Source organism: Vibrio sp. Makdt (assembly GCF_027587015.1).
GTDB lineage: Bacteria > Pseudomonadota > Gammaproteobacteria > Enterobacterales > Vibrionaceae > Vibrio > Vibrio chagasii_B.
This window is the reverse complement of the sequence record NZ_JAPPTH010000011.1, coordinates 143255-169492: the sequence shown is the minus strand read 5'-3', so window position 1 is coordinate 169492 and position 26238 is coordinate 143255. Positions and strand designations below refer to the sequence as shown.

At 44.0% G+C, this 26238-nt stretch carries 22 protein-coding genes; 13 read left to right on the top strand and 9 right to left on the bottom strand.

Annotated features, from left to right (window positions below; translation table 11 throughout):
• Nucleotides 1-11: 11 nt before the first annotated feature.
• Nucleotides 12-1514 carry an HD-GYP domain-containing protein gene (locus OH460_RS15340; protein WP_269998372.1) on the top strand — a complete coding sequence of 501 codons (1503 nt, stop codon included), beginning with the start codon at nucleotides 12-14 and terminating at the stop codon, nucleotides 1512-1514.
• Nucleotides 1515-1716: 202 nt separating this feature from the next.
• The gene (locus tag OH460_RS15335) at nucleotides 1717-2907 is read left to right on the top strand and encodes an amino acid aminotransferase (RefSeq protein WP_061031636.1); all 1191 of its coding nucleotides are present in this window, start codon (nucleotides 1717-1719) and stop codon (nucleotides 2905-2907) included.
• A 91-nt stretch (nucleotides 2908-2998) separates the two neighbouring features.
• On the opposite strand, the gene OH460_RS15330 is transcribed toward OH460_RS15335, so the two are convergent.
• The gene (locus OH460_RS15330) at nucleotides 2999-3643 is read right to left on the bottom strand and encodes an outer membrane beta-barrel protein (RefSeq protein ID WP_061031637.1); all 645 of its coding nucleotides are present in this window, start codon (nucleotides 3641-3643) and stop codon (nucleotides 2999-3001) included.
• A 150-nt stretch (nucleotides 3644-3793) separates the two neighbouring features.
• Here OH460_RS15330 and OH460_RS15325 point away from each other — a divergent pair, with 150 nt between their 5' ends.
• Together OH460_RS15325 and OH460_RS15320 are read left to right on the top strand one after the other, a co-directional pair.
• Nucleotides 3794-5683, top strand: a complete 1890-nt coding sequence (locus OH460_RS15325) for a DUF294 nucleotidyltransferase-like domain-containing protein (protein ID WP_061031638.1) — start codon at nucleotides 3794-3796, stop codon at nucleotides 5681-5683.
• A 5-nt stretch (nucleotides 5684-5688) separates the two neighbouring features.
• Nucleotides 5689-6405 (top strand): 3'-5' exonuclease, encoded by a 717-nt coding sequence (locus tag OH460_RS15320; protein ID WP_105059335.1) that lies wholly within the window; start codon nucleotides 5689-5691, stop codon nucleotides 6403-6405.
• 76 nt (nucleotides 6406-6481) lie between these two features.
• Here OH460_RS15320 and OH460_RS15315 read toward each other — a convergent pair whose 3' ends face one another.
• Nucleotides 6482-7174, bottom strand: a complete 693-nt coding sequence (locus OH460_RS15315) for an MOSC domain-containing protein (protein WP_269998371.1) — start codon at nucleotides 7172-7174, stop codon at nucleotides 6482-6484.
• Nucleotides 7175-7239: 65 nt separating this feature from the next.
• A complete protein-coding gene (locus OH460_RS15310; RefSeq protein ID WP_105059333.1) occupies nucleotides 7240-7482 on the bottom strand; it encodes a hypothetical protein in 243 nt (80 codons plus the stop codon).
• Nucleotides 7483-7569: 87 nt separating this feature from the next.
• On the opposite strand from OH460_RS15310, the gene OH460_RS15305 reads away from it, so the two are divergent.
• A complete protein-coding gene (locus OH460_RS15305; protein WP_239963042.1) occupies nucleotides 7570-8382 on the top strand; it encodes an AraC family transcriptional regulator in 813 nt (270 codons plus the stop codon).
• Nucleotides 8383-8419: 37 nt separating this feature from the next.
• Here the strand turns inward: OH460_RS15305 and OH460_RS15300 are convergent, their stop codons facing one another.
• From OH460_RS15300 to OH460_RS15285, 4 genes are all read right to left on the bottom strand, one after another.
• Nucleotides 8420-10426, bottom strand: a complete 2007-nt coding sequence (locus tag OH460_RS15300) for a GGDEF domain-containing protein (protein ID WP_269998368.1) — start codon at nucleotides 10424-10426, stop codon at nucleotides 8420-8422.
• Entirely contained in the window at nucleotides 10423-11571 is a 1149-nt protein-coding gene (locus OH460_RS15295; protein WP_269998366.1) for a sugar ABC transporter substrate-binding protein, read from the bottom strand. Before OH460_RS15295 ends, OH460_RS15300 begins: the two co-directional genes overlap by 4 nt.
• A gap of 343 nt (nucleotides 11572-11914) precedes the next feature.
• On the bottom strand, nucleotides 11915-13009 hold the full coding sequence (serC, locus tag OH460_RS15290) for a 3-phosphoserine/phosphohydroxythreonine transaminase (protein WP_269998364.1): 1095 nt from the start codon (nucleotides 13007-13009) through the stop codon (nucleotides 11915-11917).
• Between the two features lie 163 nt (nucleotides 13010-13172).
• Nucleotides 13173-14435, bottom strand: coding sequence for a DUF945 family protein (locus OH460_RS15285; protein WP_171762212.1), 1263 nt, complete (start codon nucleotides 14433-14435; stop codon nucleotides 13173-13175).
• A gap of 183 nt (nucleotides 14436-14618) precedes the next feature.
• On the opposite strand from OH460_RS15285, the gene OH460_RS15280 reads away from it, so the two are divergent.
• From OH460_RS15280 to OH460_RS15270, 3 genes are all read left to right on the top strand, one after another.
• Nucleotides 14619-16562, top strand: a complete 1944-nt coding sequence (locus tag OH460_RS15280) for an ATP-binding protein (RefSeq protein ID WP_269998361.1) — start codon at nucleotides 14619-14621, stop codon at nucleotides 16560-16562.
• The gene (locus OH460_RS15275) at nucleotides 16555-17052 is read left to right on the top strand and encodes a response regulator (RefSeq protein WP_269998360.1); all 498 of its coding nucleotides are present in this window, start codon (nucleotides 16555-16557) and stop codon (nucleotides 17050-17052) included. The genes OH460_RS15280 and OH460_RS15275 overlap by 8 nt, the downstream gene beginning before the upstream one ends.
• Before the next feature lie 293 nt (nucleotides 17053-17345).
• On the top strand, nucleotides 17346-17888 hold the full coding sequence (locus tag OH460_RS15270) for a hypothetical protein (RefSeq protein WP_004741569.1): 543 nt from the start codon (nucleotides 17346-17348) through the stop codon (nucleotides 17886-17888).
• Nucleotides 17889-18028: 140 nt separating this feature from the next.
• On the opposite strand, the gene OH460_RS15265 is transcribed toward OH460_RS15270, so the two are convergent.
• Nucleotides 18029-18610 carry a TfoX/Sxy family DNA transformation protein gene (locus OH460_RS15265; RefSeq protein ID WP_004741568.1) on the bottom strand — a complete coding sequence of 194 codons (582 nt, stop codon included), beginning with the start codon at nucleotides 18608-18610 and terminating at the stop codon, nucleotides 18029-18031.
• A 358-nt stretch (nucleotides 18611-18968) separates the two neighbouring features.
• Here OH460_RS15265 and OH460_RS15260 point away from each other — a divergent pair, with 358 nt between their 5' ends.
• The 5 genes from OH460_RS15260 (at nucleotide 18969) to OH460_RS15240 (ending at nucleotide 24513) form a co-directional block, all read left to right on the top strand.
• Nucleotides 18969-19889 (top strand): HDOD domain-containing protein, encoded by a 921-nt coding sequence (locus OH460_RS15260; RefSeq protein WP_105059330.1) that lies wholly within the window; start codon nucleotides 18969-18971, stop codon nucleotides 19887-19889.
• A gap of 39 nt (nucleotides 19890-19928) precedes the next feature.
• On the top strand, nucleotides 19929-20834 hold the full coding sequence (locus tag OH460_RS15255; protein WP_116870344.1) for a lysine exporter LysO family protein: 906 nt from the start codon (nucleotides 19929-19931) through the stop codon (nucleotides 20832-20834).
• 174 nt (nucleotides 20835-21008) lie between these two features.
• Nucleotides 21009-21536, top strand: a complete 528-nt coding sequence (locus OH460_RS15250) for a hypothetical protein (protein ID WP_008224391.1) — start codon at nucleotides 21009-21011, stop codon at nucleotides 21534-21536.
• A gap of 118 nt (nucleotides 21537-21654) precedes the next feature.
• On the top strand, nucleotides 21655-23298 hold the full coding sequence (gene panP, locus OH460_RS15245) for a pyridoxal-dependent aspartate 1-decarboxylase PanP (RefSeq protein WP_269998354.1): 1644 nt from the start codon (nucleotides 21655-21657) through the stop codon (nucleotides 23296-23298).
• A 360-nt stretch (nucleotides 23299-23658) separates the two neighbouring features.
• Complete coding sequence (locus OH460_RS15240; protein WP_004734686.1) at nucleotides 23659-24513, top strand: MurR/RpiR family transcriptional regulator; 855 nt, start codon at nucleotides 23659-23661, stop codon at nucleotides 24511-24513.
• A gap of 90 nt (nucleotides 24514-24603) precedes the next feature.
• Here the strand turns inward: OH460_RS15240 and OH460_RS15235 are convergent, their stop codons facing one another.
• A complete protein-coding gene (locus OH460_RS15235; RefSeq protein ID WP_269998351.1) occupies nucleotides 24604-25896 on the bottom strand; it encodes an iron-containing alcohol dehydrogenase in 1293 nt (430 codons plus the stop codon).
• Nucleotides 25897-26238 lie beyond the last annotated feature (342 nt).

Sequence of the window (26238 nt, the reverse complement as noted above, 5' to 3'; positions counted from 1 at the left end):
AAGGCTTATCGATGGATACTTCTAACTATAATAAATCGCTAACGACCCAGTTATACGCTATCGCCGGGGTGCTCTTTGGCACTTATGGTAGCCGAGTGTGTCCGATGCTTGAGAGCCTATCCACACTTGAGATTTTCACTCACGTCAGCATCGTTTTTGTCTTGGTTTGGCTTGTTCGTCACTTTTTATTCGCCAATCTCGCTTTGGTTAAGCAAGGCAGGTTTGCTCAGCTTGATACCTTTCTGTTCTTTGCAGCGAGTATCCCGTTCGCACTGTATTACAACCTTAGCTACGAGTTCACCGTAGACAGTAATCTAAAAGTCTTATTTGGAATGAGCTTATTTGGTTTCTTCACCGGCACCATTCTCCAGCTAAGCGCCAAACTAAAGCAAATGGACGATATGGAAGCCACAGGGACGTATGATTTTCAGCTGGTCGGTGAAAGAAGCTCGCTAGTTAAACAGATGATTGGCTTGGTGATGGTACTTCTTGTCACACTGACGACCATGCTAACCATGATTGCAGTCAAAGACATATTTTGGCTGGAACACAATCCAGCCCGCTTACTCGATGGCACAGGCAAGATCAGCGTAATCAAAGAATTCATCTATTTAGCACTTGTATTAGGCGGCTACGCTATTGTCATCATGACACTGTGGAGCAAGCTGATTAAGCGTATTTTGCTTAGCCAAGAGTGCGCATTAAACAAGGTGACAAATGGAGAGCAAGGTGTCCGCCTGCCTATTTTCGGCTATAACGAACTTGGCTCAATGGCATCAATGACCAACACCATGCTCGATAGCTTGGAAACAGCGCAAAACGAAGTAAAAACCACACGCGATGTCGCGATTGTCAGTCTATCTGCACTTGCCGAATCGAGAGATAATGAGACAGGCGCGCATATCCTTAGAACTCAAGAATACGTTAAGGTACTCGCACAAGAGCTTAGTAAATCTGAAACCCATTCAGCCTTGTTAACTCCAAACTATATCGAACTGCTTTATAAGTCTGCGCCACTGCATGATGTTGGCAAGGTAGGCGTTCCTGATAGCGTGCTGTTGAAACCGGGAAAATTGACTGACGAAGAGTTTGAAATAATGAAGGGGCACCCTGCTATTGGCGCTGAAGCCTTATCTATCGCTGAAAAGCAACTCGGGAGCAGTTCTTTCTTAAGAGTCGCGAAAGAGATTTCCCTGACTCACCACGAGAAATGGAATGGCAGCGGCTATCCAAATCAATTGTCTGGCGAAGACATCCCTTTATCTGGTCGTTTAATGGCATTAGCCGATGTTTATGACGCATTAATCTCTAAACGCGTCTATAAGCCAGCATTTACACATCAACAAGCCAAAGCGATCATTTTAGAAGGTGAAGGTTCTCATTTTGATCCGCAAGTTGTTCAAGCCTTTTTAGCCGTCGAAGACCTTTTTGTTGAAATTGCGGCCACTTACAAAGATGGAAAAAACGAAGAAAACGAACTGGAGAGAGAAAGCCTTATTACTTCCACCGCATAATCTTTTCAAAAACCACTAACTTCTTGCACCCTATAGGTTAATCCGTAGGGTGTTTTGTTATCAAATACCCTCTTTAGTCAATAAATCTGATTGAAATGGATTTTTTTTGGTCTTTCTGTTCACTTCGTATTGTCTTAAAAATTCCATACAGGTATAACTACCCATAGATACTATCCCCTCTCAATTGACATGGATGAAGATTATGTTTGAAAAAGTGTTAGCTGCGCCTGCCGACCCTATCCTCGGCCTTACTGAAGAGTTTAAAAACGACTCTCGTGCAGAGAAAATCAACCTTGGTGTTGGCATCTACAAAAATGAAGATGGTCAAACGCCAGTACTTAAAACAGTAAAGAAAGCAGAAGCTGCACTTCTTGAAAACGAAAAAACCAAATCTTACCTAACGATTGAAGGTACAGCTGAATACGGCCTAGCGGTACAGAAGCTGCTTTTCGGTTCAGATGCAGAAATCGTAAATTCTCAACGCGCTAAAACAGCACAAGCTCCGGGTGGTACTGGTGCTCTGCGTGTTGCAGGTGAATTCATTAAGCGCCAACTTGGCGATGTGAAGATCTGGATCAGCAACCCAACTTGGGCTAACCACAACGGCGTATTCGCTGCTGCGGGTATCGAAACAGCTCAGTACAGCTACTACAACGCTGAAACAAAAGACAAAGACTTCGCAGGCATGGTTGCTGACCTAGAGAAAGCCTCTGAAGGTGATATCGTTCTTCTTCACGGCTGCTGTCACAACCCAACAGGTATTGACCCAACAGCTGAAGAGTGGGAAGTACTGGCTAAACTCGTTGCTGAGAAGAAGCTTCTTCCACTATTCGATTTTGCTTACCAAGGTTTTGCAAAAGGCGTTGAAGAAGATGCGGCAGGCCTTCGTACTTTCGCTAAATACAACAAAGAGATTCTAGTCGCGAGCTCGTTCTCTAAGAACTTCGGTCTGTACAATGAGCGTGTTGGTGCATTCACTTTGGTTGCTGAGTCTGCAGACGTAGCAACAACAGCATTCTCTCAAGTTAAGAGCATCATCCGCTCTATCTACTCTAACCCACCAGCGCACGGTAGTGCTGTCGTAACTCACATCCTTGGCGATGCTGGTCTACGTGCTGAATGGGAAGCGGAAGTCGCTGAGATGCGTGACCGTATTCAAGAGATGCGCGAACTGTTCGTTGCAACACTGAAATCTGAAGGTGTTGATGCAGACTTCACGTTCATCGAGCGCCAAAACGGCATGTTCTCTTTCTCTGGTTTGAGCAAAGAGCAAGTAAACCGCCTAAAAGACGAATTCGCAATCTACATTGTTGGCTCTGGCCGCATCAGCGTAGCGGGCATGACTAAGTCAAACATGGGCCCTCTATGTAAAGGTATCGCTGCGGTTCTTTAATCGTAACAGCTCTGCAGACACTTAGATATGCAAAAGCCAGCGATAAAGCTGGCTTTCTTGTAGCTGTCGTAACGCGTTAGATTTAATTCTATTAGTACTCAAGGAAGAACTCGACACCTAACTCATTCGTCCTCTCACTTACGCCTGTGCTCCCCTCACCATCTCTATGTTGGTATGAACCACCAATCGCAAACTTGTTGGTCACTAAATAACGTAAACCTAGGTGGTAAATCTCTTCATCGAATAAATCGCTGCGGTTAAGTTGCACGCTACCGTTCGCAATCCAACGTTTAGCAAAGCCATAGTTAAGCTCGGCTTTAACACCTTGGACAAATTCCGTGTCCGACTCTAAGGTCTCATTGGTGCCATTCAGCTCAACTTCACCTTTAGTCACACCAAGCAAATAAGAAGCGACAATATCCAAGTCTTTCTTGATGCTATAACGATAACCCGCACCAGCCATTAGTGTATCAATACGAGTAGTACTCTCGTCAGGGTGGATGAAACGCGCGCTATAATCACCAAGCAGTAACCAATCATCGGTCATGGTGTAGCTCACACCCAATCCAAACGCCGATGCATTATTATTTCCCCCAGCATCTTCGTTTAAACTGCCTGAATGCGCCGTTGCATAAACGTGGTCGTAATCAAGAATATCCACACTGTGAGTGTCTGCCCACAAACTTGGAGAAAACATAAAAACTGCAGATACAAAACTAAGCTTCCACTTCGACATTCCCATCATCCTTAAACTGTCACTCCATTATTTGAAAGGTTAGTCTATCCCTAAGACTTTAAAAAGGTTTTAGCTCACAGATTGATTTGTGACGGCAAATTATTATCAAATGTTGTACCATGAAATCATACAAACCAATGGATGATTACTATGGATGCTGAGTTATTAGAGATTCAAAACTTTCTGGCACAATACCCCCCTTTCAATGAGCTCCCTGAGGAGATGTTGACGAAAGTGACCAGTAGCGTGGAAATTTCTTATTACCGCCAAGACACACCTATCATTCACTTTGGTGATCAAATTCATGATCTGTATATGGTTCGAAGCGGCGAAGTCGAAGTCTATCGTCGTAAAGGGGAACTGTATAACCGCCTTGATGAAGGCCATCTGTTTGGTCAAATGGGCCTGCTTACCAACAACAAGGTGCGCTTCCCAGTAAAAGCGACCGAAGATACCCTGCTCTACTGCATTCCTGAGCCTATTTTCCAAGAGCTCTACGATAACTACGACTCTTTTGCGGATTTCGTAGAGGTAGAAGATAACGCGCGCTTACGTCAGGCAAACTCAAGTAATAACGATGCCAACGACCTCACGACATCTAAAGTGAAAACGCTGCTGACCAGTGAAGCACCGATGATTGAGAAAACGCGCACCATTCAACAAGCGGCCACCATGATGGCGGAAGAGAATGTCTCTTCCTTGCTGATCATCGACCCTGACATCGTTGAAGATGATGAAGACGACTCAACGCCCGTTATCGGTATTATTACAGACCGAGATTTGTGTACCCGCGTACTGGCAGAAGGTCTAGATCCATCCGATGAAGTCTCTAGCGTGATGACACCTGAGGTTATCTCTCTTGACCACAATGCCTATGTATACGAAGCCATGATGACCATGCTTCGCTACAACGTGCACCACTTACCTGTCCTGAAAGATAAGAAGCCAATCGGTATTATCGAAGCGACCGACATCGTCCGTTACGAATCTCAAAACTCGCTGCTCTTAGTAAGTAGTATCTTCCAGCAACAAAGCATCGAAGATCTCAAAGTGCTCTCTGAGCAAGTGAAAGACAGCTTTGTCCGTCTCGTTAACGAAGATGCCAATGCTCATATGGTTGGCACCGCAATGTCGGTAATTGGTCGTAGCTTTAAGCAGCGTATTATCGAACTCGCGGAAGAGCAGTTAGGCAAATCACCAATTCCATATTGTTTCCTAGCATTAGGCTCTATGGGGCGTGATGAACAACTGCTGGTGACAGACCAAGATAACGCCATCATTCTTGATGACACCTACGACGAAGCAAAGCACGGCAAGTACTTTGAAGCACTCTCAAAATTCATTTGTGACGGCTTAGACCAATGTGGTTACGTGTATTGTACGGGTGACATCATGGCGACTAACCCAACTTGGCGCATGACACGCAGAGAATGGGAAGAGTGCTTCGCCGACTGGATTGATGATCCAAACCCGAAAGCGCTATTGAACGCATCGATCTTCTTCGACCTAGATGGTGTTTATGGCCGCCTGAAATGGGCAGAACAGTTAAACAGCTTTATCGTAAGACGTGCACGTAAGAACAACCGCTTCCTGGCGTGTCTGGCACGTAATGCGCTCAACCGTACTCCGCCACTTGGTTTCTTTAAAGACTTCGTAATGGAGAAAGATGGTCGTCATAACAACTCCATCAACCTCAAACGACGTGGTACGGCCCCTCTCGCCGATTTGATTCGAGTTCACTCTCTTGCGGTGGGCTCTCGCTCTAAAAACTCATTTGAGCGCTTAGACGACATTATCGACGCAGGTATTTTGCCAAAAGGCAGAGCACAAGATCTTAAAGATGCGATGGAATTTATCTCTCTGGTGCGCATTCGCCACCAAGCGCACGATGTTGATAACAATGTTGAGCCGGATAACAACATCGAACCGGAAAACCTGTCTGATTTTGAACGTCGTAACCTTAAGGATGCGTTCCAAATCTTAAGTAATGCGCAAAACTTCCTTAAGTTCCGTTACCAAGCCAGTAACAAGTTTAAGTAGGGCCTATGAACAAACTATTCAGATCACCCGCGGTCGATTGGCCATTTAAGTTTGCTCAAAAGCTTGAACGTGCCCAAGATGAACGCTTAAAACAGTTCTATAGCCAACCGCTTCCTGCGCCTGACACACCACTTTCAGAGGTGATGTTCTTAGCGTTGGATTTCGAAACGACTGGCCTGAACCCTTCTAAAGATGGGATCATCACCATTGGCTTGGTGCCATTCACCCTTAACCGAATCTACCTGCGACAAGCAAGGCACTGGACATTACGCCCAAGTCAGAAGCTAGAAGAGGAGTCAGTGGTAATCCACGGCATTACCCACAATGACATCATCGATGCACCGGATCTTGATGAAGTGTTGGATGAAGTATTGCAAGCGATGGCTGGTCATATTCCAGTTGTTCACTACCGTCGTATCGAGCGAGATTTCTTAAACAACGCATTGAAAGTGCGATTGAATGAAGGTATCGAGTTTCCGGTGCTGGACACGCTAGAGATTGAGTCTCAGATCCAGAACAAGCTGGCTGGCGGCCTGTGGAATAAATTAAAAGGTAAGAAGCCTGGCTCGGTTCGACTGGGGCAAAGCCGTCGTCGATACCACCTACCCGACTACACGCCACATCATGCGCTTACTGATGCAATTGCAACCGCAGAGTTGCTTCAAGCACAAGTTGCTCATCACTTTTCGCCTGATATGCCGCTGAAGAGTTTCTGGCTATAACGGCAATTACGAAGCTCATCAGACTTAAAAAGCCCGCTATATCTAAATAGCGGGCTTTCTCTATCTAACGACTGGTTTATACCGCTGTAGGCCCAACCAAGCGCATTTCCCAATCTTCGACTTTACCCGTTTCGAGGCGACGTGCAACAAGCGCTCCCCAAGACTCAACCAATGGCAATGCCGTCATTTGACTTAATAAGTCTTTATCTAAACTTCCTGTAAAAACTGCTCCCATGATACGAGCAAGCGACCAATCAGGATAAGGACGCTCGCACAGTATGATCTCATCACCTGCACCGATCTCGCCCTCCTCTAACACTAGGAAATACCAACCAGTTCTGAGTGTGTCTTGCAGCCTTTTTGCCATATCGTGTTGGTCAAAACGCACATTGAGCTTCCAACAAGGCATACGCCCTTGCGATACTTCCAACAAAGTAGACCCAATACGGATTTTATCTTTTAAGCAAATCGATTGTTCGGTCACGCCGCTTGAGCTGATGTTCTCTCCAAACGCGCCAGCTGATTGAAAAACACCTTTGTCGCCCAACTCCTGTTGCCAAACTGGGTAATGTTCGCTTGGGTAGATATGGAGGGCTTTTTGAATGCCGCCATGAAAACGCGGATCACCTTGCTCATCATTGGTAAAACCCAGCTCCGTTGCGTGTTGACGCTCCAACAATACTTGTTTGTTGATGGCACTTTTTGCACCATGTGCGAAAGCGACCGTTTTGCCTGCCAATACATTGTTTACCACGCCTAACTTCTTCATATCTCTCCCTTCTTGTCTCAATCTTATTGTTCTTTCTGCGAGAATATTGTCTTCTACGAGCAGTACTATCGCTCGCCTAATGATCTAAATATCGGAATCGCCGCCAACACTTCAATACTCTGGTCGGTGCTTTTGAGGTAGCGAGTCTCACTATCAGAAGCCAACACATGACGCTGATAGCCCTCTTCGATTGGAAACTTAGCTAATACAGTATCGAGTGATGTTTCACACTTTCTGCGGTCGATATTCTCAATATCAACTTTAAACAAAAGCTGGTTTTGTTTGGATATCTCTACTTGAAAGCGCATGCTCGTATCCTCTCGGCTTCATTCTATTTGTCGAGCATGATAGCCTAGGGTCGCTCCGTCAGAATAGGGACATAAGGACACTTAACCATGCTAACCCGCCAAATCGATTCTCGTACTGGAGTGGTCACCTCCAACAAGATGATGGTCGCCAATCCGAACTCGCCCGCGCTCGTTAAGACTATCGACATGCCGAAAGGTTACATCGATGCGATGCACCAACACACATGGCATCAAGTGATCTTTCCACTCAAAGGTTTGCTACAAACTCAAACAGAACACTATCAACACCTTGTACCGCACACATCAGCTTTGTTTGTACCTGCCGGTATTTCACATGAATCTATCGCATTGAGTCATACCACGTTTGTTGGTATTTACCTTAACCCAGCCTTTGGAACTAAGTATGAGCCCGAGGTTCGAACCATTGCACTGACTCCCTTTTTAAACGAGCTATTGCAAGAAATTCGCAGACAGTGTGAGGGATTGGTGAGCGATGAAGAAGTGTCTCGCCTACTGTCCGTATTGCACGACCAAATAATGAAAGACAACGTACAGACATTTCAGTTGTTATTGCCACAAGACAGACGTTTGAAGTTGATATTTGAAGCCCTCACTGATGAGCCAAATTTAGATTTGTCGCTCAAAGCGTGGGGAGAAAAAGTAGGTGCATCCGAGCGAACGTTATCACGATTATTCTCGAAAGAGTTCAACACCTCGTTTCAGCTGTGGCGTCAACAAATACGACTGATTTACTCATTGTCCCTGCTAGACGAAGATAACTCGATACAAAGCATTGCTGATCAAGTGGGTTACCAAAACGACTCCTCTTACATTAAAGCCTTCAAAGCGACTTTCGATGTCACGCCACAGCAGTTTCGCTTTAATGGTCGTCGAAGCTAAGAACGCCCGCCTTTAATCCTTAATTCAGACTCTAATTCTAACTGATGTTTGATTCGCGCGACTTTACTGCCTCAGACAAACCTTGGTAATAACGACGCTTTTGAAGATACATATCTTCATCGGCTTGAGAGAACAAGTCTTCTATACCGGTCGACTCTGTTGAAGCGACCCCAATCGAGAATCTAACCGGAATGCTACCGCCGGCTTGCGTTTCGACAACCTGCTCAAATTGATCTGCATATAGTCGTTGAGCTAATTGCTGGGGATCTTGTGCTTGTTGCTCGGCTGGTGCCAAAGTAAGAATGGCAAATTCATCACCGCCTAATCGATACAGGTTGCTCGCCCCGCTTAACCGATTACGAATGACGTTTGTACAACCTTTTATCAGCTCATCACCCACGGCATGGCCATACTGGTCGTTGGCGGCCTTTAACCCATTAATATCAATGATCAGCAAAGATAAGCTATCTTTATTCTCGGTCGCGCATTGTTTATAAAACTCCAGATCTTCATCGAAGGCTTTACGGTTATAACACCCTGTAGGCATGTTGATACGATTCATATTTTCTAGCTCAACCCAACCTGCTAACTGCTTTTGGTATAAGTCAAAAATCAGCAGGTCTTCTTCATTCAGCAAAGCAAAACTTTGAGAGAAAAAGTGGCCAATCGTTGTATCTTTCGAGTCTTTTAAAACCTTGTAACGATCAGAAAAATCGTTGTCCACGATTTCTCCGTCAGCAATACAACTAAAGCTGAACTCAATTAGGCAATTCGGAAGGAGTGATTCGAGTTGTCGATTAACATGTTCTGGAATCAGTCGGTATTCAACATTTTGTCTCGTGGAAGCAAACTTGACGATCTTAAGAATACGGTTTTTCTGAGACTCTTCACGAGCCAATGAATGCGTTAACCTACTCGTCTTCTCTTCTACGGTTTGCTCTAACTGAAGGTTGAAATTCTCCAGCTTGTGATTACTCTCTTGGATTTGGTGGTAAGCACTTCTTAACTGGTCATTACGAACTCGTGCCTCACTTAATTGATGCTGTATTCGTCCCCACATTTTTTCCAGCAAACGACTAAATGTAATGAACTCTGTAAAATGATGTTCATTTGCACCGTGACTAGGCGGGCGATTGTTTGAATAGGATTCAACAGATTCTGTCAGTAGATTCAATTGTTTAGAGAACCAACGATTAAGCACCAAAGCAATAACGATGGCAGCAAATAATGTCGCGAAGAATATTCGAATAAACACAACTTGAGATTGCTGCATCTCCAACAAACGAGCCTCATCAGACACCTGGTGTCTTACTCCTAGGACAAGATTTTTCGAAAACAAAGTGTTGTTGTTGGATACAATTTTACTGTGCGCCCAAGTGCTGTCTTGCGCATCAGAAGGTAGGTATTTAAATCCAACAGATTCGTTTTCATATAAGAATGGCGCGACTTTCGACTCTAATCTATCGTACCCCATTAACACGACAAGATAACCTTGTGGTGTGTAGTTGGAACCCTCGATGAGTCGATATGGCAGTATTGGTGCGACAAAAGCAATGCCTGACTTCGCATCATCAGCAAGTTCTGACTCAGTGAATTCAATATGGTACATCTTGCCTTGTGTATATCCAGGCTGAGGATGCTTGAGTTCCTCTAATAACTGACTTTGTTCAAAGTGGTACAAGCTGCCATTACTGTCATAAATGGGTTTCCAGTTGCGATCTAATATGTATGTCGCCGACACACTATCCGCGAGTGTGTTAAAGCTGTCCATCTTGTCCCACACAACGCTAGAGAAAAAGATATTCCCGCCCGCTTTAATCAGGGAACGATCTTGTGAATACCATTGGGTGAGGCTGGCAGTAAGGTCGATCTGCTCCTGCACCGTTTGTTGTATACCAGCTTTAGAATTGACCAGTTTGATCTCTTTCTGTTCCAAAGAGCTCTCATTCTGCATATTCAGTATGAGTTGACCCGCTAAATAAACAGGCAGCAAAGAGCAAGCAAATAACACTAAACCCGTCGAGTACTTTAATGAGAACTTCATTGTGCAGACCTCATGGTCGCTGAGTAATACGCGACAAAGTCATCGTAAAATTTATGTAGCTTCTGCTTTGGCATTCCCGATTTATATCGCTCATAAGCTCTGGCAGTTGCTTCCCAAACAATCGCCATTTTGTAGTCGCTTGACATCATTTGTGATGATTGAAATTCATCGTACATGTTTGAAAAGGTGACATTTCCCTCATCAACACGGCGCTGATTCACTTCATGGAATGGAGAGATCATTGCATTTGAATGCGCTAAGTAGGTGAAACGGTTCGACTGCAAATACTCAACCACCTCTTTTAAGACTTCTTTGGTTCCAGGGTCTTGCATACCTTTCTTGGTCACTGCAAAAATCTTAGCGCCGCTAAATGAAGACATAGCCTGACCTCGATAGGTTGGTAAAGAGTTCACTTGCAACTGGCTGCCGTAGGCTTGCTCTAATTCACTAAAAGCCCAATCTCCATCAATTAAAAACTCAACCTCACCATCGATAAAACGTTGCCTTGCACAGACTTCATCACAAGACGATTTAATAACATTCTTCTTCTCGAGCATGTCGATAAACTCAAAAACAGACACTAAGTCCTCACCATTGATGGTTTTCGATGAGAGCTTCTCTTGTGAAAACAACTGGTAGAATGCCAAAAAGAAATACATGTTTGGATTGGGGAAAAGCACACTGGCTTGCATCGATTGAGACGAGCGCTTCATTAGTTCCTCCCAAGTGATGGCTTGAGTTTGAGGTTCGTTAGAATAAAGCACTAACTGGTTGCCGATACCAACAGGTAACGCCTTAAGTTCACCGTTTAGCACCACTGAACCCAACGCTTTTTTCTCATAGCGTGAAGTATCAACCCAATTGGAGGGTAATGTTGCTAAATCAATATATTCAGTCAGACCTAAAAAATCGGAGGGTACCCAGATCGCATCTGGAAAAGTCTTATCACGAGGATCGGCAACAAGGAGTTCCGAACGAATACTGTTGACATTAAACGGGCGAATTTCGACGCTATGATCAGTCATAGATTCAATATGCTCTTTGACGTAACCTGCCGTTTCGTAATTGATGCCCACCCAAACTTCGAGCGTAGCAGCGCTGGTCAATACCGGGAATAATGCCGCTAATGTACTCAAAAACCTCACACTATTTCCTCATGGTAAAAACGTATCGTTAATTCAAGTTGCACCCACGCTGACAAATAACAAAACTCAAGTAATCGGTAGTGCTGACTACACGTCGGGCGAGACGTTATATAGCAAACATTCATGAATAAACAGAAAAAGTGACGCTTGCGGTTGATCTTTTCGCCCGAGAAACATTAGTGCTATCTATGCATAACACTTCTGTCTACAACTGCAACATATCATACCCTTTACGCATTTCTAGGCAAAAAAAAATGCCGCAAAAGCGGCATTCATCTCGTTTAGTACAATCGACACAACAAAAAGCAAATCAGCGCTGTATCGTTCACTAACCTGTCATTGATTAAGCGTATTTCTCTTCGAAATCTTTCATGAAGCTTACAAGCGCTTGTACACCCTCTAGAGACATCGCATTGTAAAGCGATGCTCTCATGCCACCGACTGCTCGGTGACCTTTCAGCGACTTAAGACCAGCAGCGTCAGCCAATTCTAAGAACTTCGCATCTAGCTCAGGTTTCGCAAGTTGGAACGGTACGTTCATTCTTGAACGGTTTGCTGCGTGCACTTCGTTCTTGTAGAAATCAGAATCATCAATCGCGTTGTACAGTAGTGCTGCTTTTTCTTGGTTCACACGCTCCATCGCTTCAATACCACCTTGAGCTTTCAACCATTTGAAAACAAGACCAGACAAGTACCAAGCGTACGTTGGTGGCGTGTTGAACATAGAGTCTTTTTCAGCAAGTACTTTGTAGTTAAGAATGCTTGGCAATACGTCGTTTGCAAGATCTAGCAGATCATCACGCACGATAGCGATACAGATACCCGCTGGGCCAATGTTCTTCTGCGCACCAGCATAGATAACACCATATTGAGACACATCGATCTTACGAGACAAGATGTTAGATGACATATCAGCAACAATAGGCTTGTCTGTTTGTGGTAGCTCACTGATCTCAATACCATCGATGGTTTCATTCGGGCAGAAGTGAACATAAGCCGCTTCTGGGTCGATTTTCCAATCTTTAGCTGGAACTACAGCGGCTTTACCATCGACTGTCGTTTTTGCATTGAACACGTCGATTTCACAGTACTTGCTCGCTTCCGTAACTGCGCTTTCAGCCCAGTAGCCCGCATCAATGTAAGTCGCTTTCGTCGCATCACCTAACAGGTTTAGAGGTACAGCAGCGAATTGAGCACGAGCGCCCCCCTGACAGAACAGAACTTTGTAGTTGTCTGGGATGTTCAGAAGATCACGTAGGTCTTGCTCAGACTCATCAGCAACTTGAATAAACTCTTTGCTGCGATGACTGATTTCCATAACGGAAGTGCCTAAACCGTTCCAATCAATGAAGTCAGCTTGTGCTTGTTTCATTACTGGCTTAGGCAGAGCCGCTGGGCCAGCACTAAAATTGAATACGTTATCTAATGTAAGTTCCATGGGGATGATTGCTCCTGCTAAATAATAACTATGCAAGTAATACCATGTTTTACTCAACATAAAAACAACAAAAGAGGTCTTATGACCTCTTTTGTTTCGTACAGTACAAAATCTTTATCTTAATGCGCTAAATTGCCCTATGAGTATTCTTGCCTACTCGGTTTTATTGAACAAAAGCCGGCATAAGTAGTGCAATTAATGGAATTTCTTGTCCATTTTCAAACACTAGGTTTCCATTTTTTAGGTCAGCGCTGATTTCGTAACCCTTGTCCGTTTCTTTGATCATTTCCATCACGATCAACTCATCGATACCTTCGCGAATAAACGGGTACTCTTCTACCAGTCCGTTTGAGAAACTCGAGTGAAGATTACCCGTTAGTGCAGGCATAATCATTGAAGGGTTACTGCTGATATTTTCTGTACCTTCAGGAACACTCACCAACCACTTCGATTCAAACTGGCCTTTGCCTAACTCTAGTGACATGTTGTTCATTGAAAGGTCGAAGCCCTTAGCAAATAGAATGTCGATGAATGGGATGATCTCGGCAACGTCTTCTTGTGTTAGAACAGGATTAGACTGGTAAATCTCAAAGATTTTCTCGAACGACTCGCTATCGAGTTTCGACATTTCGAAATCAACATTTAAGTTGTTCACTTGTCCTTCACTCGTCTCGATGTTTGCGATATCCAGTTTAAGGTTGCTACGCAGACGCTTGGTTGCATCATCTAGGTGCGACTCAAAATCATACGTTGAGTTCTCGATAGTCATGAATGGCTGCATTGCCGAATCTGAAATCAAGAAACTATCAATAGTGAAGTTTTGTGTACCAAGCCAGTAACCTTTGGCTTGCTGACCTGAACCGATGCCTTTCAAGTTCGATAACGTCACCTCTTCACCCGTTTCAAAATCGATCTGAACAGAAGGGATAGAAAGCTCGTAATCCACTTGGCCTAACACTGTCGCATGACCTGTCAGGTTCGACTTAGTGATAGACACCGAGGTACCATTCTCATCAGTGCCTTGATGATTAAACTGGCTCAACTCGAAGTCGAAGTCCGTATTACCGTTTAGCTCTGTGCTTGTCGTTAATGTCAGAGGCAGAATGTCAGTATTATCGAACGTCGAAACAGCATTAAGACTAACCAAACCATGGCTAACCGCACTGTTAATGACAAACTCACTTGGTAAGCCATCTATCGCAAGCTGCTCTTTAAGATCTTCATCCGTCACAGTGATGCGAGTGGTTACATTAGAAGAAAGATAACCCCTATCGTACTCAACGATCTCAGCTTGAATGCTCGAATTGTTAAGTTTTGCAACGCCATCAGTAATCGCATTTTGTCCAATTTGCCCAACCGCTAAAGGCCAGCAAAGAGCCAATGAGATTGCGCCGCCAATTGCGCCAATTTTTCTTAACTGTTCCATGAGTTCTCTTTCTACATGTGTTTGTTTTTTTCAGTCTAACCCATCAGTCGCAAACAAGAAACATTGAGTTAAATCAGTCTATTGCTCGATACTGCAATTCACTCAGCAAATTAACGGCTAGCTCTCATCCTTATTCGACAGTTCTTGCTAGGCTAGAAGCGTCGCTACTACTAAGGGTAAACTGTGAATCAATACGCTGTTATCTGTTTGGACAATAATCCGATCAGCATTGAGAGGATACGTACGGAGTTGGCTCCGTTGTCTGGTGTTTTCGATATCTATACTGCCGAGAACATCGAAGATGCACACCACGCATTGGAAGACATCCATGACAACCACCAAACGGTCGCTTTGGTGATAACTCACCATCACTCTGAATTTAATGGCGTGCAGTTTCTTATTGAACTTGAACAACTTCCTCATAGTAATACTGCTAGAACCATTTTGGTCAGCGCGTCGTCAGACATTCAATCCATTCTAACAGCGGTAAACGAAGGCAGGCTGAATCACTGCCTAACGAAACCGGTTCAGGATAAGGTTCTCTTCAAGTCGGCTCAAAAGGAGCTGACGTCTTTTGTTATCCAATACGACTCTGAAAACCTGTTGTCTTATAGTGATGCGTTAGATCAACAGCGCTTATTAAGAGCACACATAGAACAAAAGATTCAATCTTTTCAATCAGGTTTTATTCACGATTACCACCAGCTCTCAGACAATGCGCTCGCTGAACGTGTCTTCAATGCCTTGCAAGAGGTCTTCTCTAAAGATGACAAGACCAGAGCGATTCGCGATTACTCACCAGAGCATTTGTTAACGGTTGAAGGAGAAGATAATCGCTTCTTGTGGTTGATCATTGAGGGTGAAGTCGCTCTCTACAAGAAAGATGAATTAGGACAGCAGCGAGAGGTCGTGCGTCACTCTAAAGGCAACATAGTCGGCGGGATGTCATTTGTGACAGGCGAACCTTCGTTCTCTACTGGCCTCACCCTTACCCAGACACGAGTGATCAAGCTCGACAAAGAGAGTTTTGCTCAGGTGATGCATTCCAACAATACCCTACTTCCTCTGTTCACTAATCTATTACTCCGGCATTTCAATCGACGCTTACAGCGCAGCATCACCAATAAAATCAAGTTGCAACAAACGCTCGAATCATTGGAGTCCGCACATCAGCAATTAATTGAAAAAGAGAAGATGGCTATGCTTGGACAACTTGTCGCTGGTGTCGCGCATGAGCTTAATAACCCCATAGCGGCAATTATGAGAAGTATTGAAACGCTATCAGAGCATCTAGACCAGATACTCGAGAACCTCGCTGTTCCCGAATCTAATAAAGGAACAGAGGTGTTAGCGTGTTCAAAATTAGCCAAACCGCTTTCGACTTCACAAGAAAGGCAACTGGTAAAACACCTTACATCAACGATCGATGATCGCGCCCTCGCAAAAAAAGCGGTTAGATTGAATTTAAGCCAAGATGCTAAGGTTTTAGAGACCCTGAAAGACTCACCTGTCGCAGGCAAAGAATTACTCAACGACTTAGAGCATTACCACTATGTTGGAAATTCTATCCGTTCCATTCAAGTGTGTAGCAAACGCATTGCCGATATGGTGAAGAGCCTAAAAAGCTATGCTCGTGAAGATGAAGAGGTTCGCCACTACGCCGATATCCATGAAGGGCTAGAAGATACCTTGGTGATCTTTGAAAATAGGTTGAAGCACCACCAACTTGAAAAGCACTATGACACCACTTTACCCGCTTTACTTTGCCAGCCACTTGCATTGCAACAAGTGTGGACCAACCTTCTCTCCAATGCACTTGATGCCCTATCAGAGCGTGGCGAGGTGTCTATTACCACCTCCCAACAAACTAAAGACAATCAAACGTTTCTAGTAGTACAGATATCAGACACCGGCATTGGAATCGCGCAGGAAGACATCAACTCTATTTTCAACCCAAACTTTACGACTAAAAAAGAGGGCAACTTCGGCTTAGGGATTGGGTTGTCCATTTCTCAACAAATTGTTTCGGCTCATCAAGGGTTTATTTTGGTTGAGTCTGAGGTAGGCAGCCATACGCACATGCAAGTGTGGCTTCCATTCAAACAAGAAGGAGCACCTCATGAATAAGTACCTAATTTTATGCGTTGATGATGAACCAGAAGTGCTCAACAGTGTGCTTCAAGACTTGGCCACATTCGAAGATAACTTCATCGTCGAGGGTGCAGAATCCGTGGATGAAGCCAAGCAAGTGATTAAAGAGATGGGACAAGATGGTATTCAGCTCGCTCTGATCTTGTGCGACCACATCATGCCTGAAAAAACAGGGATCGATTTTCTTATCGAACTTAACCAGCACGAATCTACAAAGCCAACACGCAAGCTACTACTCACTGGGCAAGCCGGACTCGAAGATACGGTAACCGCAATCAATAATGCGGCACTCGATTTTTATATTTCGAAACCTTGGCAAGGTGATGAGCTCAGAGATACCATTACTCAGCAGCTAACCGATTATGTAATTGCCAACGATAAACAGCTACTGAATTGGACTTCCATTCTTGATACAGAGCGCATCCTTACCTCAATGGCAGACAAGCGCACAAGCTTTGGAGAATAACGTTAACGATTAACGTTTTAAGGGCAATGAGATAAACAGCAGTCAATATAAGACGCTAAGGGATACATATAAAATTTGGATGATTTACTCATCTCGTTTTCTTATTTGCTCTAAAACATGAGATCTCCGTAGCAGACTGACCCTTAATTTGTTTATTTTTTAACTAAATGATTAAGGATTTACATTTTAATGGATTACTTTTCCGTGAGTTAGATTAAACTGTCTCGATGTTTATGGTTTGTCGATTTCTCTCAAGCCAAAGGAATTAACACTAATAAAGGTTTACGGTCGTTATGCGCAAAATACTACTTACTACCGCTATGCTGTTGGCTTCGAGCCAAGCGCTAGCTGTCGAAGAACAACCACAAGTAATGAGCAACTTCAGCTACGATTACTTTGAAGCACGTATCGGTGCTAGCCCTGTTACATTTGGTGGCGCGTTCAGTAAGTCTATCCACCCAAATGCTCACGCGATTGCGCGCATTGATTCAGAATTTGAAAGTGATTTCGACTCTGCTGTTGGTCTTGGCTTCCACGCTCCAATCAACAACTGGGCTGACTTAACAGGTGAAATGCTAGCGCGCATCGTTCAACCTGAACACACAAGCTCTACTGATATCGGCATGGAAGTGAACATTGGTGTTCGCCAATGGCTTGGTCCACAACTAGAAGTTGGTGGTAAAGGTGGTTACGTTTCTATCGATGACAACGATGATTGGATCGGTTCTGTTTACGCACGTTTCCACTCTACAGAGCTATTCTCTATCGGCGCTGAAGCTCGTATCAACGACTTCTACGGTGATCAGCTAATGTTCACAGCTCGCTTCAAGTACTAATACTTAGCTGACGAGTTCGAACCTTCGGGTTCTAAGAGAATACTCAGTCTCTTTAGTCGAGACAGAAACAAAAAAACCGAGGATTTATTCCTCGGTTTTTATTTATAAACTGTAATTTCAAGCATATAAGGACGACTTCTTTAGTGGCAGCTCTTTAATAATTGCTGCTTGCGTGGTTCTTGTAATAGTTTCCAATGGATACCATCAATCGCACCCGCAAATTTCCAAAGTAGTTTTAGGTCAACATCGTTTCCGTACGCTTTGCGAACCTTGTTAAATACTTCTGGTGCGCCTAACTGCATAAACATAGAAACATCGTCGACACCCGCCTTTTTCACCATGCGCTCTAACGTAAGCTGCATGTTAGGAAGATCTCTTAATCTACGGCTAGCAGATGACTTCTTGAAGCTGCGCTGCTGAATTGAATTATCGATAGAAGTACGAATAATGCTATCCAATTCAGGATGTTCGCATGTGAACAGATCAGTAATGTCGTAGTAGTTTACGGTTGCTGTTGTCTGTTTTTTCACATGGCGATACTTTTCACAATCAAGATCTGCCAGTTTTTTATCTAATGACTTGCCACCTCTAATGAATAAACAACCTTCACTCAATAAGGCAAACATAGCGTCATTTTGAAAGAGGCCAATACCTCCGAACATAGAACGTTTTTGATGCTCACCAAATTGATTCACGTAATTAATAAATGCTGTCTCGGTCATATCCGTTGATCCTTAATCAAATTACCCCGATTAGGTTGATCACCAGACAAGCAGCTTTTTATGCGAAAAATTTTTTAAATCTATTTTTATTGTTTAGGTGAATATTATAGTTGCGTTTTTCACCTTTAAATAAATGATACTTCGAAAAGAAAAATAAGTCTGGACTTAGTTCACATCAATCAATTGTGTATTACGCTTTTTCATGATTAACATCACACAAAGCTATCATTCCGTGATTGAATTTTGACGCTTGATGATACACCGGTTCAATATTTAAAAGCTCGTGTGGACCGATCAGTATTGCCTCGCAGCATTGTGGCTTGTAAAATGGTAGGACATACATGTTTTTACTTTTTATATGAATCATTTATCGTTTTTCTGGCTACCACAAAACAAGGCACTTCTTCTTAAGGGCCTAGAATCAGAATTTGCCCAACTTGTTGGACATTCCATCTCAGCGGGAAAAATAACCCTTCCTCCTATCCCTAACGTTGTACTTAAAATCCAAAAACTTTGTACCCTTGAATCGACTGGGATAGCCGAGGTTGCCGAGTGCTTACTTGAAGACCCAGGCCTTACAGCCATCGTCATTCGAGTTGCAAACTCGGTTGTCTTCAACAGACGCAACATTACCTGTGTCGACATTATGACAGCCGTTTCACGCCTGGGCATATTGCGAGTTCGTGACATCGTGACAGCACAAGCGATCGAGCAGCTCAAGCACTCTGTTGATTTAAGTAAAGAGTGTAACCAGCTATTGATTCAAAGCGCTTCTGTATCAAAAGAGTTAGGCGCAACCATGGTACTTGTGACCAATGGCTTTAAAGAGATCGCCCCTGCTGAATACCGCTACCTTGAACATGAGAAGTCTTTGCTGGTTGGGTTATTAGCCGATATCGGGCTGTTCTGCCTAGTAAGCGAATACCACCTATACCTCGAGAACGGCAACTACCTCGACCACGATATTGCTCTGCAGATTTTCCAAGGTCAATGCTCAGCCACCAGCAAGCTAGTACTCAAGCGTTGGGGCTTCGACAGCGACTTCATTGACGTGTGCAGCAACACCATCAATAAACAAGAAGAACGTGAAGTTTCTTACTTAGATATCGCACGCATTGCTAACCACCTACTGATGTTCAGAAACAAGGATGAGAACATCGATGATCACGAAGTTGAGCTCAACGTGACAGGTGCAGAGGTGCTTTATAATCTAAGCAACTTGAGTAAACATGATTTTAATGCAAAGCTAAACGACGTGATCAACGCTAGTGGCTTCTAAGTCATAGAAAAAGTTGAAGTAATTGCAATAGAGGAAAGCATGTTTACAGGGATGATCTTCATATTTGCGCCACTTGTTGTGGGGTATCTATTTTCAATTTCAAACACCCAAACGCTAGAATTCATCAACCGCTCTACGTCGCGCTTGATCTATGTGATTCTAGCGCTGATGGGATTAAGTCTTGCCGCGCTTGATAATCTTGGTAGCAACCTACAGACAATCCTTCTTTATACCGTCACTTTCTTTGTCTGCTTGAGTGTATGTAACCTGATGGCGCTGCCTGCAATAGATAAAATGCTGCCGCTTAAAACAGATAGCAGCCAAAAGAAGCTCCCTCTGTCTTCTATGGCAATGGAATCTGCCAAGCTCATTTTGGTTGTCGGCTCTGGTCTTATCGCAGGACTTGTTCTGCCTATCGGCCTTGATTGGGTTGACACTGCCAGCGAATGGATCCTATTCGTTCTTCTGTTCTTCATCGGCATCCAACTGCGTAACAGTGGTTTAACCCTTAGACAAATCTTGCTCAACAAGCATGGCATGGTCATCGCTGTCACGATAATTATCACCTCTATGTTAGGCGGCGTGATAGCGGCTTACTTGTTGGATATTCCCCTGTTTAAAGCGCTAGCCATGTCTTCTGGTTTTGGTTGGTACTCTTTGGCTGGAATCCTAATGGGCGATGCATTTGGTCCGGTCTACGGCGGAGCGTCATTCATGCTTGAGCTACTGAGAGAGCTTGTTGCCTTAGTCCTGATTCCGGTACTCATTCGTAGCTACCCATGCACCTCTATTGGTTATGCAGGAGCTACCGCCATGGACTTCACTTTGCCTGTTATTCAAACAACAGGCGGCGTTCGCTGTGTGCCTATCGCGATTGTTAGTGGATTTATATTGAGTCTACTCGTGCCCATTTTGATGTTGTTCTTTGTATCTCTTGCTAACTAGATCGCAGGAATAGCGATCGATTTAGATTAGAATGCATCTCGAATACCAACGCCCAAGATACCGATACAGTTACCCAAATAAAAAGACACTAAGTGTCATTGCTCCACAAAGAATGATCGCGGTAACCTGTAACGACAAAGTAATAACAAGAATAAACTTACAAAAGGACCCGCTATGAAACGCCTTTGCGTCGCATTACTGCTAGCTTCAACTTCTACTTTCTCTTTTGCAGCAGATTCAATGTCTGAAACAAACCAGTGCCAAGCGAAAAAATACGATGCTTACATCGACGCCTCTCTAAATTGGTACGCCGATCTTGCTGAACTCACCTCTGAACAATACCCAGAGCTAACAGAAGTCAGCGAATGGTTCCTTGAAGGCCGTAAGCACCACTTCGAGCTAAATCGTGCAGCGGTACACTACTACTTGGTAAACGACTCAAGCAAAGTAGCTACAGAGCAACCTGTTGAAGGTTGGCTACAACTTGAGCAACATGACATTAAAACGCTATCACAGCGCGATGATGAACTAGGCAAGGTAGCAAAAACGACGTTCGACGATCGTCAATCAAAGCCTCACGCTCAAAACTACGAGCTGCGTTCTGCGTTTGCAGAGCTACTTAGCCACCCTAAACAGATCGATACAGCACTGCAGCGTTACAACACGTCTATTGCTGAACTTGAAGCGATTAAATGTAAGTAACCCCTCATTTAATAGGCTTTTATGAGAAGTTGGATTTCATAATTAAGACGGGACATTGTTCCCGTTTTCGTTTAGATTGTCCCGCTCGCGTCAATATTAGAAAAATAACTCGCTTGCTATGGTTACGGAACAAAAAACAGCAGATGTTAGCTTCGACAGTCTTCTACGTATCTTCACGGTACCTGAAGGCCCAGATTCAACACTCACTCAAATTGAAGACAAACTTTCACGAAACCTGAATCAATTCTTACGTGAACATATCGTGGCTGAAGAAAAGCCACTGCGTGAAATTGAGAAAGATTTTTCAAATGCTCATATCCCAGAGCAGCCTGAGTTTGTTTCTGAACATACTGAGCATCTCCTCGATTCTCTTGTATCGCACTCGGTTCATACGTCTTCACCAAGCTTCATTGGTCACATGACGTCTGCCCTGCCTTACTTCTTGATGCCGCTTTCTAAAATCATGATTGCGCTGAATCAGAACCTAGTAAAAATCGAGACTTCAAAAGCTTTCACTCCTTTAGAACGTCAGGTTCTAGGTATGCTTCATCGCTTAATCTATCAAGATGATGACGCGTTCTATTCTCGTTGGATGCACAGTGCAAATCACTCATTAGGGGCGTTTTGTTCTGGTGGTACAATCGCGAATATTACCGCGCTTTGGGTCGCACGTAACAATGCGCTAAAAGCACAGGGCTCGTTCAAAGGTGTCGAGAAAGAAGGCTTATTCAAAGCCATGAAACACTACGACTACGAAGGCCTAGCCATCTTAGTCTCTGAACGTGGTCACTACTCCCTGAAAAAAGCCGCTGACGTACTGGGTATAGGTCAGGAAGGTCTTGTATCAGTTAAAACAGATAACGACAATCGCATTTGTACTGACGACCTACGACTGAAGATCGAGCAGCTCAAGCAGAACAAGATTAAGCCTTTCGCCGTTATCGGTGTCGCTGGTACAACTGAAACCGGTAATATCGATCCACTAAGAGATATTGCAGAGGTATGTGCCGAGTCTGACTGTCATTTCCACGTCGATGCAGCTTGGGGTGGTGCGACCTTAATGTCGAATAATCACCGTCACCTTTTAGATGGTATTGAGCTGGCTGATTCGGTCACTATCGATGCTCACAAGCAGCTTTACATCCCTATGGGTGCTGGCATGGTTCTGTTTAAGAAACCAGATGCGATGACAGCCATTGAACACCACGCGCAATACATTCTGCGTAAAGGGTCGAAAGACTTAGGTAGCCATACCTTAGAAGGTTCTCGTTCAGGTATGGCGATGCTGGTTTATGCTGCAATGCACATCATCAGCCGTCCAGGCTATGAACTGCTGATCGATCAAAGCATCAACAAAGCACGCTACTTTGCCGACCTAATCAAAGAACAAAGTGATTTCGAACTGGTATCTGAACCAGAGCTTTGCTTACTGACCTACCGCTACGTTCCTGAAGTGGTAAAAGCAGCCCTGCTGAAAGCAGATCCTGAACAGCGTGTAGAGTTGAACGAACTTCTGAACGAACTGACTAAGTTTATCCAGAAGAAACAGCGTGAAACAGGCAAATCGTTTGTATCTCGTACTCGCCTAAACCCTGAAGCGTGGGCTCATCAGCCAATCATCGTTTTCCGCGTAGTACTTGCTAACCCCTTAACGGGCAACGAGATTCTTTCTTCTGTACTTGAAGAGCAGCGTGAAATCTCTAAACTTGCTCCTAACTTGATGGGTAAGATCACCAAACTGGTTACGCAAATAAACGCATAGCCATTCAATTTTAGTTGCATCAAATTGAAAATTTATTTCTTTTTGATGTAACTTAGCTGTCAGTTCGTACTGAATTCGCATTCTTTTTGCTCAAAGCCTCTTCCAATTCTGTACTTTTCTAAAATTTTGTTGAGGCCTGTCATATTCTTAAGCATTCATCCCGTGTTTTTGTATTAGTAAATAGTATGTTGGGTTTATACTGACTCTATGGTGCTAGTTAGCTTGATATCTATTTGATACAGCAGTAATTACAACACCCAACACTGCGTTGGTATTGTGTTTACTGAAATTTGTTTCAGCCATACCCCCTGGTAAAAAGATATTAACTAGCAAGTTGTTCTCTATACCCTTGTGAACACTATGAATACATTAGAAAAAATACAAAAAAACCTGGAAAATTTCAGCAAGTCTGAGCGTAAAGTAGCCGAAGTAATTATGGCTTCCCCTCAAACTGCAATCCATTCTAGCATTGCTACCTTAGCTAAAATGGCTGACGTAAGTGAGCCTACAGTTAACCGCTTCTGTCGTCGTTTAGACACAAAGGGCTTTCCTGACTTTAAACTTCACCTAGCTCAAAGCTTGGCGAACGGTACACCTTATGTGAACCGTAATGTTGAAGAAGATGATGGTCCAGATGCTTATACGCACAAAATCTTTGAATCAACTATGGCATGTCTAGACGTTGCTAAAAACAGTCTAGATGCGATGCAAGTGAACCGTGCGGTTGACTTGTTGACTCAAGCAAAACGCATTTCGTTCTTCGGACTAGGTGCCTCTTCTGCCGTAGCGAAAGACGCTCAAAACAAGTTTATTCGTTTTAATATCCCAATCACGTGTTTTGAAGATATCGTGATGCAACGCATGAGCTGTATTAACTGCAGCGATAACGATGTTATCGTTCTTATCTCTCACACAGGCCGCACGAAGAGCCAAGTTGAGATTGCGAACCTAGCTCGTGAAAACGGCGCAACGGTTATCGCTATCACAGCGAAAGACTCTCCACTTGATAAGGCAAGCTCACTGTCTATCTCATTGGATGTGCCAGAAGATACTGACGTTTACATGCCAATGGCAAGCCGCGTTGTGCAAATGACGGTTATCGATGTATTAGCAACTGGCTTTACATTGCGTCGTGGCTCGGGTTTCAGAGAAAATCTAAAGCGTGTCAAAGAGTCACTTCGTGATTCACGCTACGAGAAATACTCTCAGTTCTAACCCCAAAGATTAGAATTAAAAAACGGAGCCAAGTGCTCCGTTTTTATTTATCTACGTCTTCAATAGTGTCATGGCCATTTACCAATACTATTAAATGGTCCAGCTGTTCCCCTTCTCCACCACACTATTCTCTGAGGCATAAGAGTTGATGATCGTGAAACTCGACTCCACCATTTGAGACTCTTCATCTTGGTGCTTCAACGCCTCGGAACCTCTGCGCTCGCCACAATCGCACTTCTCACAAACCTGCTGCAGGATATGTATCAAACGCTCTTGATTCAATGGCAATGGATTCCCTTTAATAGCAACCGACTTAAGGGCATCAGCCGATACCTCTTCGAATTGCGCTTCACAAACACCAAACTCTAATAGACTTGGTAACTTAAGTGTATCGAGTACTTCTGATAACCACTGAATGGCATCCTCTGCCGAGGCTTGTGCTTTGCCCGTGACTATTTGAGCAATCCTTTGATAGCGCACTAAAATATCGCTTCTTTGATGCTCCCTCGCGACCTCAATATTCTCTAGCATCACAAATGGGGCTAACCGAGCAGTAATCACGCTGTGTGGAGCCGATATCTTTCCGCCCAATGCAGACGCTAAACCATGCGCTGCACCTAGCTTGGCGTTGGTGATTGCCATACCACCAAGCATGGAAGCGAATGCCAGATCAGAGCGTGCTTGCGGTTCATCATAAACACACGCTTGCACCACGGAACCGCTGAGCTTACGCAACCCTTCTTCACAGATCATATCCGTCAATGGGTTTGGGTCTCCGCATACATAGGCTTCCATCAAGTGAGTAAAGGCATCCATTGCGCCGCGCCCTGACAAGTATAGGTTAGTACCATAAGTCAAAGTCGGGTCGACAATCGCTACGTCAGCCAGCATGTCTGGGCTTCTTAAGCTTATCTTTACTTGGTCTTGCCCTGATTTAAGCACTGCGTTCTTGGTGACTTCAGCACCAGTACTCGCAGTTGTGGGAATGGCAACAAAAGGCAGTGGTTTGGTTTTGAGAGGCACATTACGTCCAACCACTTCAACATAGTCATAGAGATTGCCTTGGTTAGGTAATACGGCTGCTAACGCTTTCCCCATATCTATCGCACTGCCGCCGCCCATAGCAATCACCATGTCTGGCTTAAATCGTCGTGCAGATATCGCTGCCTCTTCAACCATTTTGATATTAGGTTCGCCAGTAACTGCGATGTGTTGATAGCGCATGCTTTGAGCATCTAGATAATCGGTGACAATGGATGTGCGCTCTAATGTGCTACCTGTCACCAACAGTACGCTGTAACCGTATTGATTGAAGAGAGACAATGAAGCGGAAAGTGCTCCATCACCAAAGATGATCTTTGTAGATGTCATAAATTGAAACATGGTGCCTCCTGCGCCTATGACCAAACAAAACTGCGAACTCTTGGTTGTTGGAATGTATCTTTGTATCTCAAGCTTGATTTAAAATCGATTCGTAAGACGCTTATGCTGACAAGCGTCGAATAGGGAAAAAGAGAGCGAGCAAGTACTATTGACCCGCATTTCACTCGAACTCTTTATTTCCGCGTATCTGTAATAAGATGCCTCGTTCTAATCGCAATTTTTTTGACGCGGTGCAACTTGTCGCGCTAAAGATAGATAAAAGTCGGTTTCTTAGGGGTAATTCACACTCTACTTCTAAGGGTACTCAATCTAGATACCTATCAAAAACCAGCATGGATCCTT

Excerpts from the sequence above, each read along its gene's own strand:
- OH460_RS15235 (WP_269998351.1), bottom strand. The coding sequence starts at position 25,896 with ATGTTTCAATTTATGACATCTACAAAGATCATCTTTGGTGATGGAGCA.
- OH460_RS15250 (WP_008224391.1), top strand. The coding sequence starts at position 21,009 with ATGAAACGCCTTTGCGTCGCATTACTGCTAGCTTCAACTTCTACTTTC.
- OH460_RS15255 (WP_116870344.1), top strand. The coding sequence starts at position 19,929 with ATGTTTACAGGGATGATCTTCATATTTGCGCCACTTGTTGTGGGGTAT.
- OH460_RS15260 (WP_105059330.1), top strand. The coding sequence starts at position 18,969 with ATGAATCATTTATCGTTTTTCTGGCTACCACAAAACAAGGCACTTCTT.
- OH460_RS15320 (WP_105059335.1), top strand. The coding sequence starts at position 5,689 with ATGAACAAACTATTCAGATCACCCGCGGTCGATTGGCCATTTAAGTTT.
- OH460_RS15275 (WP_269998360.1), top strand. The coding sequence starts at position 16,555 with ATGAATAAGTACCTAATTTTATGCGTTGATGATGAACCAGAAGTGCTC.
- OH460_RS15325 (WP_061031638.1), top strand. The coding sequence starts at position 3,794 with ATGGATGCTGAGTTATTAGAGATTCAAAACTTTCTGGCACAATACCCC.
- OH460_RS15270 (WP_004741569.1), top strand. The coding sequence starts at position 17,346 with ATGCGCAAAATACTACTTACTACCGCTATGCTGTTGGCTTCGAGCCAA.
- OH460_RS15310 (WP_105059333.1), bottom strand. The coding sequence starts at position 7,482 with ATGCGCTTTCAAGTAGAGATATCCAAACAAAACCAGCTTTTGTTTAAA.
- OH460_RS15340 (WP_269998372.1), top strand. The coding sequence starts at position 12 with ATGGATACTTCTAACTATAATAAATCGCTAACGACCCAGTTATACGCT.
- serC (WP_269998364.1), bottom strand. The coding sequence starts at position 13,009 with ATGGAACTTACATTAGATAACGTATTCAATTTTAGTGCTGGCCCAGCG.
- OH460_RS15285 (WP_171762212.1), bottom strand. The coding sequence starts at position 14,435 with ATGGAACAGTTAAGAAAAATTGGCGCAATTGGCGGCGCAATCTCATTG.
- OH460_RS15335 (WP_061031636.1), top strand. The coding sequence starts at position 1,717 with ATGTTTGAAAAAGTGTTAGCTGCGCCTGCCGACCCTATCCTCGGCCTT.
- OH460_RS15300 (WP_269998368.1), bottom strand. The coding sequence starts at position 10,426 with ATGAAGTTCTCATTAAAGTACTCGACGGGTTTAGTGTTATTTGCTTGC.
- OH460_RS15315 (WP_269998371.1), bottom strand. The coding sequence starts at position 7,174 with ATGAAGAAGTTAGGCGTGGTAAACAATGTATTGGCAGGCAAAACGGTC.
- OH460_RS15240 (WP_004734686.1), top strand. The coding sequence starts at position 23,659 with ATGAATACATTAGAAAAAATACAAAAAAACCTGGAAAATTTCAGCAAG.
- OH460_RS15305 (WP_239963042.1), top strand. The coding sequence starts at position 7,570 with ATGCTAACCCGCCAAATCGATTCTCGTACTGGAGTGGTCACCTCCAAC.
- panP (WP_269998354.1), top strand. The coding sequence starts at position 21,655 with ATGGTTACGGAACAAAAAACAGCAGATGTTAGCTTCGACAGTCTTCTA.
- OH460_RS15330 (WP_061031637.1), bottom strand. The coding sequence starts at position 3,643 with ATGTCGAAGTGGAAGCTTAGTTTTGTATCTGCAGTTTTTATGTTTTCT.
- OH460_RS15265 (WP_004741568.1), bottom strand. The coding sequence starts at position 18,610 with ATGACCGAGACAGCATTTATTAATTACGTGAATCAATTTGGTGAGCAT.